The organism is Komagataeibacter europaeus LMG 18890, from assembly GCF_000285295.1.
GTDB classification, from domain to species: Bacteria; Pseudomonadota; Alphaproteobacteria; order Acetobacterales; family Acetobacteraceae; genus Komagataeibacter; species Komagataeibacter europaeus.
The window spans coordinates 1-12,388 of the sequence record NZ_CADP01000049.1 but is presented as its reverse complement, the minus strand read 5'-3'; the positions used below and the strand labels follow the sequence as shown (position 1 = coordinate 12,388).

Here is a 12,388-nt window from a genome sequence, read left to right as displayed (position 1 = left end):
GCGCGGGAGGGATATATGGGAAAGGGCGTTCAGCCCTGGGGCGTGGCCGGACGACCCATGGCGGAGACAAGGGCGGCATTGCCCTGCCGGGTGGCCAGGATGCGCGCACTGATCCCTTCGCCATCGCGCAGGTCGGGATTGGCGCCATGTTCCAGCAGGAAGGTCACCATGGGGTCGCGGTTGAACATGACCGCAAAGGTCAGCGGCGTGCGCCCGACAAAGTTCGGCACGTCAATCGCGGCGCCATGTTCCACCAGCACGCGCGCGCACGGCAGGTCGCCCTTGAATGCGACACCCGCCAGCGCGGTCGCCCCCTTTGCATCCTGCAGGTTGGGATTGGCCCCACCCGCCAGCAGGGCGCGCACGGTTTCGGCGTGGCCGTTATAGGCCGCCAGAATCAGCGCGGTGTAGCCTTTGTCATTGCGGGTGTCGGGGTTGATGCCCGCGTTCAGGAATTCGCTTACCAGGTCTGTCTGCCCGTCACGGGCGGCGGACAGGAACAGGGTCTCGATTTCCGCGTTGCTGAAGGATTCGGGTGCGGCGGCGGCGGGGTCGCCGCTGGCGATTGTCTTGCTCATGTGCCTGCCTCGCTGGTCGGGTTGCGGAAAACGGGGGCGGGGGCCGGTCCCGTCAGGTGGGGCGGATCATAGGACGGTTCGGCTGAAAAGAACATCGGGCAATCATGCATCATCGGGTTGTCGCCATGCGATGTCGCGGCATTCCCCATGGTCCATGACCCCCATCACATCAGGGGGCAGGCCGGTATCCTGCACCGCCCGGGCCAGCCGGCGCACGGGTTCGTCCATGGGTTCATCCGTCAGGTGGAACGTGCCGAAATGCATGCCGATGCCATGGTGCGCCTCAAGCTGGCGCAGGCCCTCCAGCGCCTCCTCGGGGGTGGTATGCACGCCCGCCATCAGTTCGCGCGGATCATACGCCCCGATGGGCAGGAGTGCGATATCGGGCGCGCCCAGACGGTCACGGATCAGGCCCCAGTGCCGCCCATGCGCGGTGTCGCCGGCAAAGAACAGCCGGTGCCCCGCCGCGTCGCGCAGCATGAACCCGCCCCACAGGCTTTTGTTGTGGTCAAAGGGGGTGCGGGCCGCACCATGGCGGGCGGGTGTGCACGTGACCTGCAGATCCGGCATGGCCACGGACTGCCACCAGTCCAGTTCCATGATCCGACGCAGCCCGGTCGCGCGCATGAAGCGCGCATTGCACAGCGGCGTGACCACCAGCGGGTCATCCCCGCGCCGGGCAAGGGCGCGCAACGTGGGCAGGTCCATGTGGTCGTAATGCGCGTGGGACACCAGCACCACGTCAATCCGGGGCAGGTCCGCCAGCGCCCGTCCCGGCGCGCGCACCCGCCTGGGCCCCATGAAGGAAAAGGGTGAGCAGCGCAGGGAAAAAATGGGATCGGTCAGGATGCTCAGCGCCGTGCCATCGGGGCGGGGCAGGCGGATCAGGAACGTGCTGTGCCCGATAAACGTCACCTGCACCGTGCCCGGTGCGGGAAGGGCATGCGGGTCGCCGGTGGGGACGGGGTTTTCAATCCATGCGGGCCAGTCCGATTTTGGCCTGTTCCACTGCCATTTCAGGATGGACAGCCGCCGCATCCGTCCTGGTGGCGTGGTGTCGGGGCGAATGGAGGCGGGATTGAAAAAACGGGTGCCATCCGTGTGGTCGCTGGCGGGTAGCGGGGGCATGCGTTGTCTCCATCGGCGGACGGTGCGTGGCCCCGATCTGGTGGGGGAGGGCGGGGGCTGTGTCAAATTCCATGCCTGTACGTGACCGGGTTCCGGGCAACCGGGTGGGCGGTCACGCGCTGTCATATGCAATGGCGGGGCATGGCGCGCATGTTCGGCGGGATGAGGGTAACAGCCTGACGAGATGGCTTGTTCCGTCCCGAAGGTCGTGAGAAGGTGCGTGCCGTGAAAAGCCTTTTTTCCTTGTGCTCCGTGCTGTCCGCCGCCGGGCGGCCCGGGTGCGGGTGGTATGGAAAGAAAAACAAGAAAGGTTGTCATGTTCAGGCCGCATGTCCGGCCCGATCAGGACAGCAACCATGGCTGTAAGGAGGCCGGTCTCTCATGCGTTCCCTGACTACATCCCCCCTGATGGCACCTGAAGGAGGTGGCGCAATGCCCACCAATATCGACACGCTGTGCATCAATACAATCCGTACGCTGTCCATGGACGCGGTGCAGAAGGCGAATTCCGGTCACCCCGGCACCGCCATGGCACTTGCCCCCGTGGCCTATACGCTGTGGCGCGATGTGCTGAACTATGACCCGGCCAATCCGCTATGGCCCAACCGTGACCGTTTCGTACTGTCGATCGGGCACGCGTCCATGCTGCTGTATTCGCTGATCTACCTGGCGGGTATCCGCGACGTGCGTCCCGGCGGGGTCAGCAATGACCGTCCCGCCCTGACGCTGGAGGATATCGAGCAGTTCCGCCAGCTGGACTCGCTCACCCCCGGCCACCCGGAATACCACCACACCGCGGGTGTCGAGACCACGACCGGGCCGCTGGGCCAGGGCTGCGGCAATTCGGTGGGCATGGCGATTGCGGAAAAATGGCTGGCAGAACGCTATAACCGCCCCGGGTTCACGCTGTTCGATCACCACGTCTATACGCTGTGCGGTGATGGCGACAACATGGAAGGCGTATCCAGCGAGGCCGCGTCCATTGCAGGCCACCTGAAGCTTGGAAACCTGACGTGGATCTATGACAGCAACCATATTTCCATCGAAGGATCGACCCGCATCGCCTTTACCGAAAGCGTGCACAAACGCTTCGAGGCCTATGGCTGGCATGTCCTTGAACTCAAGGACGCCAACGACACGGGCGACATGCGCCGCCTGCTGGCGGAAGCGAAGGCCGAGACCTCGCGGTCGACGCTGATCATCGTCCATTCCATCATTGGCTGGGGCGCGCCGCATCTTGCCGGGACGGCCGAAGCGCACGGTTCCCCGCTGGGTGTCGAGGAAGTCCGCGAGACCAAGAAATTCTATGGCTGGCCGGAAGACAGGAATTTCTACGTACCTGAAGGCGTGCCGGAACATTTCCAGGCAGGAATCGCCACGCGTGGCGCCGCCGCGTCCAGGGCATGGGACGAACTGTTCAGGGCCTATCGTGCGAAATATCCCGATGAAGCCGCGCAGCTTGACCACATCTTCGCCGGCACCCTGCCCGAAGGGTGGGACAGCGATATCCCGGTATTCGACGCAGACGCCAAGGGCGTCGCCTCCCGCGCAAGTTCGGGCAAGGTCCTGAACGAGATCGCGAAGAATTATCCGTGGATGATCGGTGGCTCGGCCGACCTGTCGCCCTCCACCAAGACGCACCTGACCTTTGACGGCGCGGGTGATTTCCAGCCGCCGCAGTGGGGCGGGACCTATGGCGGGCGCAACCTGCATTTCGGCGTGCGCGAACATGCGATGGGATCGATCAGCAACGGGCTGGCGCTGTATGGCATCCGGGCCTACTGCTCGGGCTTCCTGATCTTCTCTGATTACATGAAGCCGCCCATCCGCCTGTCTTCGCTCATGAAGCTGCCGGTGACCTATATCTTCACCCATGATTCGATCGGGGTGGGCGAAGACGGCCCGACCCACCAGCCCATCGAACAGCTGGCCCAGCTGCGCGCCACCCCCGGCGTGACCGTGCTGCGCCCCGCCGATGCGAACGAGGTGGCCGAAGCCTGGCGCACGCTGGTCCAGATCAGGGACCGCCCCAGCGTGCTGGCACTGAGCCGCCAGAACCTGCCCACCATCTGCCGCAAGACCTATGCGCCAGCAACAGGTCTGGCAAAAGGGGCCTATGTCCTTGCGGATGCGCAGGGGCGTCCCGATGTCATTCTCATGGCAACGGGTAGTGAGGTCGGCCTGATCGTGAAGGCCGCGGAAAAGCTGAAGGCGGATGGCATCAAGGTGCGTCTTGTCTCCATGCCGTCATGGGATCTGTTCGAGGCGCAGCCCAAGGCCTACCGCGACAGCGTCCTGCCGCCCGATGTCACCGCGCGCGTCGCGGTGGAACAGGCGGCCCAGCTTGGCTGGGACCGTTACACGGGACTGGCGGGGGAGACGATCGTCATGCACGGCTTTGGCGCTTCCGCCCCGGCGGGACAGCTGGAGGTCAAATTCGGTTTCACGGTTGACGCCGTGGTGGCCGCCGCCCGCAGGCAGGCGGGCAAACCGGCATAATGGACAGGCAGGCGGGACAGTGCGTTCCGCCTGCCTTGTTTTTTGAAGATGGCAGTATTGGTGACGCGGGACCTGCCCGCGCTGCCGCAGGCAAAGGATGCACGGCATGAGTGCGCAAGACTCTGGTAGCGAAAATCCGTTAAAGGAACTGGCCCGCTATGGTCAGTCCCCATGGCTGGACTTCATCCAGCGTTCCTATACCGAAAATGGCAGCCTGAAGAAGCTGGTGGATGAAGACGGGCTGAAGGGCGTGACCTCCAACCCCGCCATCTTCCAGAAGGCCATGGGGCAGGGCACGGATTACGATGCCCAGATCCGTTCGGTGCTGGCGCACCAGGTGATTGACGCGGGCGCGCTGTACGAACTGCTGGCCGTGGACGATATCCGGGCCGCGGCCCGGGTGCTGTATCCGGTCTATGAACAGACGAAGGGCGTGGACGGTTATGTCAGCCTTGAGGTCTCGCCCTATCTGGCGCGTGACACCAAGGGCACCCTGCATGAGGCGCTGCGCCTGTGGAAGGCGGTTGGCGCCCGCAACCTCATGATCAAGATTCCCGGCACTGAAGAAGGCGTGCCCGCCGCCATTGCCGAAGGGCTGAGCATCAACGTCACCCTGCTGTTCTCGATCGATGCCTACAAGAAGGTGCTGGAAGCCTACATTACCGGGCTTGAGGACCGCCTTGGCCGTGGCGAAAGCGTCAAGGACATCGCCAGTGTCGCGTCCTTCTTCGTCAGCCGCATCGACGTGAAGATCGACAAGGAAATCGATGACCGCGTGGCGAAGGGCGACAGGGACAGTGCGGCGCTCAAGGCGCTGCGTGGCAAGGTCGCGATCGCCAACGCCAAGATGGCGTACGAACACTGGAAGGACGTGACGGCCAGCGCACGGTGGAAAAAGCTGGCCGACGCCGGTGCCAAGCCGCAGCGCCTGCTGTGGGCCAGCACGGGCACGAAGGACAAGTCCTTCAGCGACGTGCTGTATGTGGATGGCCTGATCGGTCCCGAAACCGTCAACACCATTCCCCCCGCTACATTCGACGCCTTCCGTGACCACGGCAAGGTGGCCCCCACCCTGACGCAGGATATCGAGGGCGCGAAGAAGGTTATGGCCGAAGCCCAGCGTCTTGGCCTTGACCTTGACGGTGTCACGAAGGTGCTGGTGGATGAAGGCGTTGCCTCCTTCGCTGATGCGTTTGATGACCTGCTGGGGTCGGTCGCGGCCAAGCAGGCGGCGTTCCTTGGCAAGAAGGTGACCTCCACCGCGCTCAGGCTGCCTGCCGACCTGCAGAAGGCGGTCGATGCGGAACTGGAGACATGGCGCAAGGACGGCAATGTCCGCCGCATATGGGACAAGGACGCAACCCTGTGGACCGGCAAGGATGAGGCAAGCTGGCTGAAATGGCTGGACATCACCGATGACCAGATGGCCGCCCTGTCGAAATTCGAGGATTTCCAGGCGGAGGTGAAGGCCCGCGGCTTCCGTGACGCGCTGCTGCTGGGCATGGGTGGTTCCAGCCTTGGTCCCGAAGTGCTGGCGCAGACATTCGGCAAGCATGAAGGCTTCCCGCATCTGTACGTGCTCGACAGCACGGACCCGCAGCAGGTGCGTGATTTCGAGAAGAAGATCGATATCAGCAAGACGCTGTTCATCGTCTCGTCCAAGTCCGGCGGCACGCTGGAGCCGAACATCCTCAAGGCCTATTTCTTCGATCAGGCGAAAAAGGTGCTGGGCGACAAGGTCGGCTCGCACTTCATTACCGTGACCGATCCGGGCTCGCACATGGAAGACGTGGCGAAGAAGGACGGTTTCTGGAAGATTTTCTACGGTGAAAAGCAGATTGGCGGCCGGTATTCCGTGCTGTCCGATTTCGGCATGGTGCCCGCCGCCGTCGCGGGCCTGCCGCTGAAGCTGCTGCTGGAATCCGCACAGCGTGGCGAGAAGTCCTGCGCCGCATCCGTTCCGCCCGTGCAGAATCCCGGCGTGGTGCTGGGGGCCGTGCTGGGGGTTGCCGCGCGTGATTTCGGGCGTGACAAGGTGACCATCATCGCGTCCCCCGGCATTTACGACATGGGCGCATGGCTGGAACAGCTGATTGCGGAATCGACCGGCAAGGATGGCCGCGGCCTGATCCCCATCGATGATGAAACCATCGGCAAGCCGGGCGTGTATGGCAGGGACCGGGTGTTTACATACCTGCGTCTGGCCGAGGATCCGTGCCCGAAGCAGGACGCGGCCTTTGCCGCGCTGGTTGAGGCGGGTGAGCCGGTCGTCACCATCGAACTGCATGAACGCCGCCAGGTGCTGGAAGAATTCTTCCGCTGGGAATTCGCGACCGCCGTCGCCGGCGCGGTGATCGGGATCAACCCGTTCAACCAGCCCGATGTCGAGGAATCGAAGATCGAGACCAAGAAGATCACCACCGCCTATAACGAAACCGGCAGGCTGCCGCCGTACGAACCATTCGCCAAGGACGGCCCGTTCGCTTTCTATGCCGATCCGAAGAACGCGTCGGCGCTGGGTGGCGGCAAGACGGCGGAAGCGATCCTCAAGGCCCATTTCGCCCGTGGCAAGGCAGGCGACTATGTTGCCCTGCTGGCCTATATCGACCGTGATACATGGACGCGTGAATGGATCCAGAAGGTACGCCTTGACCTGCGTGATGCGCTGAAGCTGGCCACGGCCGCCGAATTCGGCCCCCGTTTCCAGCATTCCACCGGACAGGCCTACAAGGGTGGGCCCGACACGGGCGTGTTCCTGCAGATCACGTGCGATGATGAGGTCAACCTGCCGGTGCCAGGTGAGAAATACACCTTCAGCATTGTCAAGGAAGCACAGGCGCGTGGCGACATGGAAGTGCTGGCCGAACGCGGCCGTCGCGTACTGCGTGTCCACATCCATGGTGAGCTGAAGGCTGGCCTTGAAAAACTCGGGCAGGATATCGCCCGCGCGGTCTGACCGCATGCTGGCCCGTCCCTTCTGGCGAAGGGGCGGGTTTTTTGATTGGGGTCATTGGGTAATGACCGCCAGGGCGGTAGGACTATGGCCCCATCCCTCTTCCAGGAGTTTTTTGATTATGCAGATTGGTATTGTTGGCCTTGGCAAGATGGGCGGCAACATTTCCATCCGCCTGACCCGTCATGGTCATGACGTGGTGGCCTTTGACCGTGATCCCACGGTCACGGCAAAGGTGTGTGACCAGGCCGAAGGCAAGCGCTGTACCCCCGCCACCGGGCTTGCGGACATGGTGGGCAAGCTGTCCGGCCGCAAGGTGGTCTGGCTGATGCTGCCCGCGGGCAAGGTGACCGAAGCGGCGGTGCAGGAACTGGGCGGCCTGCTGGGCAAGGGCGACATCGTGATCGATGGCGGCAATTCCTTCTACAAGGACGACATCCGCCGCGCCGCCGAACTGATGAAAAAGGGCATCCACTACATTGATGTCGGCACCTCGGGCGGCGTGTGGGGACTGGAACGCGGCTACTGCATGATGTACGGCGGCACCAAGGACGCCACCGACTACATCGATCCCATCCTGTCCGCCCTTGCACCGGGAATTGGCGATATCCCGCGCACGCCGAACCGTGACAAGCCGGGTTTCGACCCGCGCGCGGAACAGGGCTACCTGCATTGCGGGCCCGCCGGGTCCGGCCATTTCGTGAAAATGGTCCATAACGGCATCGAATACGGCATCATGCAGGCCTTCGCCGAAGGCTTTGACGTGATGAAGTCCAAGAACTCGACCGAACTGCCCGAAGACCAGCGTTTCGAGTTGAACATGGCGGACATTGCCGAAGTCTGGCGCCGTGGCAGCGTGGTGTCGTCGTGGCTGCTGGACCTGTCGGCCAGCGCGCTGGCGGGCAACCCCGACCTGTCGAACTACAAGGGCGACGTGGCCGATTCCGGTGAAGGCCGCTGGACGATCGAGGCCGCGATCGAGGAAGCCGTGCCGGTGCCCGTCATCACCGCATCGCTGTTCACGCGCTTCCGTTCGCGCACGGGCAACAACTTTGCCGAAAATATGCTGTCCGCCATGCGCTTCGGCTTTGGCGGTCACATCGAGGGTACGAATAACTGACCTGACCCACGGCAGGTAACTGATGGGACGCCGGGGTGCTACGCATTCCGGGTCCCGGCTGTTCCTGGAACAAATGACAGCGCTCAATGACTGCAACCGGAACAGCCGGGGAGGAATACAGGCGGAAACAGTCCAGGGACAGCAGTACAATGGAAAACATCATTGCCTCGGCGGTATCACAGGTTGGCGATACCGGGCATGAAGCCGCCCCCCGGCGCAGCCCGCCGGGATCGTTTGTCATCTTTGGCGGTGGGGGTGACCTGACGCGCCGCCTTCTGCTGCCCGCCATATACAATCTTGCCTGCGCCGGGCTGCTGGATGACGGTTTCAGCGTTGTGGCGGTTGACCGCGCCGAACTGACCGATGCGCAGCTACAGCGCAATGTCCGTGCGGCGCTGGAGGATTTCGCCGCCCGCCGGGGTGCGGAAGCCGTGACATTGCGTGAGGACATATGGGCATGGATGCAGCCGCGCATCCGCTACGTGCGCGGCGACTTCGAATCCATGCAGACCTATCAGGACATCGCCGCGGTCGTGGGCGACCAGAACTGCATTTTCTACCTTGCCGTGGCCGCCCGTTTCTTTGGCCCCATCGTGGACCGGCTGGGGGAAGCGGGACTGGTGCGCGAGGGGCGGCATACCTTCCGCCGCGTCATCGTGGAAAAGCCCTTCGGCAACGACCTGCCTTCCGCCGTGGCGCTGAACGAACGGCTGCTGCATACGCTGACGGAACAGCAGATCTACCGCATTGACCATTACCTGGGCAAGGAAACGGTCCAGAACATCCTTGCCCTGCGGTTTTCCAACGGGTTTTTCGAACCCCTGTGGAACCGCCAGAATATCGATCACGTCCAGATCACCGCTGCCGAGACGGTGGGCGTGGAACAGCGCGCGAAGTTTTACGAAGGCACCGGCGCCCTGCGCGACATGGTGCCCAATCACGTCATGCAGCTTCTGGCCATGACGGCGATGGAAGCGCCCATTTCATTCGATGCCGATGCCGTGCGCAATGAAAAGACCAAGGTGCTGGACGCCATCCACCCCCTCCTGCCGCAGGACGTGGTGCGCGGGCAGTACGCGCCGGGCGTGGTGGGGGGAAAGGAAGTGCCCGGCTATCGGCAGGAACCCGGTGTTGACCCCCATTCCCTGACCGAGACCTACATGGCGATGAAGTTCCAGATCGATAACTGGCGCTGGGCCGGGGTGCCGTTCTATGTCCGCACGGGCAAGCGCCTGGCCGCGCGCAAGACCGAAATCGCCATCCACTTCAAATCGGCCCCCTATGCGCTGTTTCGCGATACGCCGGTGGAAAAGCTGGCCCCCAACATCATGGTCATCCATATCCAGCCGACCGAGGGGGTCACCATGCAGTTTTCGGCCAAGATTCCCGGCCCGTCGGTGCGGCTGGGTGGTGTGCGGATGAAATTCGATTATGCCGAATGGTTCAGCGAAGGACCCAGCACCGGGTATGAAACCCTGATCTATGACTGCATGATCGGGGACGCCACCCTGTTCCAGCGCGCGGATAATATCGAGGCCGGATGGCGCGCCGTGCAGCCGGTGCTGGACTGGGGGCAGGATGCACGCAGCCTTGATTTCTATGCGGCTGGCAGCGAGGGGCCGGAAGCGGCCGACGCCCTGCTGGCCCGTGACCACCGCCACTGGCTGAAGATTGGATGATGCCCATGACCCCACCCGTTACCCCCGCAGGGGGCGTCCGCCTTGTCGTATCCGATATTGACGGGACCCTGATTACCCCGGAACGCAGGCTGACCCCCGCCGCGCGGCAGGCGGCGGATGATGTGCGCACAGCCGGCATCAAACTGAGCCTGGTCAGCAGCCGCGCGCCACGGGGCATGATGCAGTTTGTCAGGGAACTGCGCATCGATACCCCCATTGCGGGTCTGAATGGCGGGCTGATCTGTGACCCTGACGGCACGATCCGCGAACGGCTGTCCCTTGATCCGGAAACGGCCCGGACGGCGGTTGAATTCCTGATTGCCCACGGGGTCGAGCCATGGCTGTTCATCGGCCATGACTGGCTTGTGCGCCGTGATGACACGCCGCAGGTCCATCATGAACGCGACGTGGTGCTGACCACCCCGATCCAGGTGGACGATTTTGCCGGACATTATGAAAATGTGGGCAAGATCATGGGGGTTTCGGCCGATCCCGCCACCCTGCCGGCGGTGGAACGCGCGCTTGCGGACCTGCTGGCTGGCAAGGCGAGCGTACACCGGTCCTCGCCCATTTACCTTGATATTACGCATCCGCAGGCGAACAAGGGCTATGCGGCAAAAGAACTGGCAAAACTGCTGGATATTGATATCCGGAATACAGCGTGTATCGGGGATATGAACAACGATATCCCCATGCTGAAGGAAGCCGGGGTCAGCATCGCCATGGGCAACGCGCCCGCTAATGTGAAGGCCCATGCCCGTTTCGTGACGCGGTCCAATACGCAGGACGGGTGGGCTTTCGCCATGGAAAGTTTTGTACTGCCCCGTGCATAGGCGCGCGGCACAGAAGGGAGAGGCACCATGCCCCAGGACGCAGCCGGAACGCCAGCCAGCCAGATCAGACTGGTTCTGGCCGATGTGGATGGCACCCTGGTCACGAAGGACAAGATCCTGACACCCCGCGCGATCCGGGCTGTCGAACGCCTGCGTGAACGCGGTATCCTGTTCACCATCACCAGCGGCCGCCCGCCCAAGGGCATGAAGATGGTCATTGACCCGCTGAAGATTTCCGAACCGATCGCGGGTTTCAACGGCGGGATGATGGTCAGGCCCGATTTCACCGTGATCGAGGCCCGCACGCTGCCAGCCGATACGGCGCGCAGGGTGATCGGCATCATCCGCGACCACGGGGCCGATCCGTGGGTCTATAACGGCAATGACTGGATCGTCTCGAAACTTGATGCCCCGCATGTCGCGCGCGAACAGTGGACGGTCAAGTTTCCGCCCGTGGTGGGCAATGTGGAAGCAAAGCTGGACCAGGTGGTCAAGATCACCGGCGTCAGCGATGATCTGGCCCTGATGAAGCGCCTCGAGCACGACCTGCAGCAGGCGCTGGGCGATACGGCGTCCGCCGCCCTGTCACAGCCGTACTATGTGGACGTGACCAACAGGGACGCCAACAAGGGCGGCGTGGTGATGGCGCTCGAACGCCTGCTGGGCATTCCCGCCAGCCAGATGGTGACACTGGGCGACCAGCCCAATGATGTGCTGATGTTCCGCAAGAGCGGCATGTCCATCGCCATGGGGCAGGCCAGCCCCGAGGTGCAGAAGCAGGCGACCCATGTCTCGACATCGTGCGAGGAGGAAGGGTTCGCCAACGGGATCGAGAAATTCGTGCTGGGAGATGCGTGACATGACAGGTGGACATGACGTGAAAACGGGCGCGATGGTGGTCCTGCCCGATGCCGAAGCCATTGCGCAGTACATGGCGAAATGGCTGACGGAACAGGCGCTGGCGAAAAAGGGCGGCCCGTTCGTGATCGCGCTTTCGGGCGGGTCCACGCCAAAGCGGCTGTACCAGATTCTGGCGTCGGATGAATACCGCGACCGTTTCCCGTGGGCGAACACGCAGTTCTTCTTTGGCGATGAACGCTTCGTGCCCGACAGCGACCCGGCCAGCAATTACAACATGGTCGAGAGCGAAATGCTGGCCCATGTGCCGGTGCCGCCCGCCAACGTGCACCCCATGCCGACGTCGGGCGACCCGGCGCAGGCGGCGGCGCAATACCAGACGGAACTGGAAAAGGTATACGGCGGCACGGTGCTGGAACCCGGCCGCCCGCTGTTTGACGTGGTGATGCTGGGCCTGGGCGATAACGGGCATACCGCGTCGCTGTTCCCGCGCCAGCCGGTGCTTCGGGAGAAAAAGCTGTTGGTTTCGACCTGCGTGCCCGATGACGCGCCGCATACACGCCTGACGCTGACCTATCCCGCCATCCATTCCAGCCGCCATGTGGTGTTCATGCTGGCCGGGCCAGCCAAGCGCGAGGCCTTTGGCAGGGTGCGCGCCGGCGACCCGGCGGAACCCGCCAGCCACATCACGACCGAGGGCGAACTCATCTGGCTTATGGACAAGGCGGCTGCGGGACAAT

9 protein-coding genes are annotated in these 12,388 nt (G+C 63.3%); 7 read left to right on the top strand and 2 right to left on the bottom strand.

The features are described 5' to 3' along the window. Positions 1–29: 29 nt before the first annotated feature. Positions 30–578 carry an ankyrin repeat domain-containing protein gene (locus tag GEU01_RS13205; RefSeq protein WP_010508294.1) on the bottom strand — a complete coding sequence of 183 codons (549 nt, stop codon included), beginning with the start codon at positions 576–578 and terminating at the stop codon, positions 30–32. A gap of 102 nt (positions 579–680) precedes the next feature. Next, positions 681–1,706, bottom strand: coding sequence for an MBL fold metallo-hydrolase (locus tag GEU01_RS13195; RefSeq protein ID WP_026018729.1), 1,026 nt, complete (start codon positions 1,704–1,706; stop codon positions 681–683). 381 nt (positions 1,707–2,087) lie between these two features. Here GEU01_RS13195 and tkt point away from each other — a divergent pair, with 381 nt between their 5' ends. From tkt to pgl, 7 genes are all read left to right on the top strand, one after another. Continuing rightward, positions 2,088–4,205 carry a transketolase gene (gene tkt / locus GEU01_RS13190; protein WP_026018728.1) on the top strand — a complete coding sequence of 706 codons (2,118 nt, stop codon included), beginning with the start codon at positions 2,088–2,090 and terminating at the stop codon, positions 4,203–4,205. A 106-nt stretch (positions 4,206–4,311) separates the two neighbouring features. After that, positions 4,312–7,161, top strand: a complete 2,850-nt coding sequence (locus GEU01_RS13185; protein WP_019086473.1) for a bifunctional transaldolase/phosoglucose isomerase — start codon at positions 4,312–4,314, stop codon at positions 7,159–7,161. A gap of 118 nt (positions 7,162–7,279) precedes the next feature. Continuing rightward, positions 7,280–8,278 carry a phosphogluconate dehydrogenase (NAD(+)-dependent, decarboxylating) gene (gnd, locus tag GEU01_RS13180; RefSeq protein WP_019086472.1) on the top strand — a complete coding sequence of 333 codons (999 nt, stop codon included), beginning with the start codon at positions 7,280–7,282 and terminating at the stop codon, positions 8,276–8,278. A 149-nt stretch (positions 8,279–8,427) separates the two neighbouring features. Continuing rightward, complete coding sequence (gene zwf, locus GEU01_RS13175; RefSeq protein ID WP_019086471.1) at positions 8,428–9,957, top strand: glucose-6-phosphate dehydrogenase; 1,530 nt, start codon at positions 8,428–8,430, stop codon at positions 9,955–9,957. Beyond that, positions 9,954–10,790, top strand: a complete 837-nt coding sequence (locus GEU01_RS13170) for a Cof-type HAD-IIB family hydrolase (RefSeq protein ID WP_019086470.1) — start codon at positions 9,954–9,956, stop codon at positions 10,788–10,790. Before zwf ends, GEU01_RS13170 begins: the two co-directional genes overlap by 4 nt. A 27-nt stretch (positions 10,791–10,817) precedes the next feature. Next, positions 10,818–11,648 (top strand): Cof-type HAD-IIB family hydrolase, encoded by an 831-nt coding sequence (locus tag GEU01_RS13165; RefSeq protein WP_019086469.1) that lies wholly within the window; start codon positions 10,818–10,820, stop codon positions 11,646–11,648. Beyond that, positions 11,641–12,388 (top strand): 6-phosphogluconolactonase (gene pgl / locus GEU01_RS13160; RefSeq protein ID WP_019086336.1); only part of this gene is annotated, 748 nt, incomplete at its 3' end. The genes GEU01_RS13165 and pgl, both read left to right, overlap by 8 nt.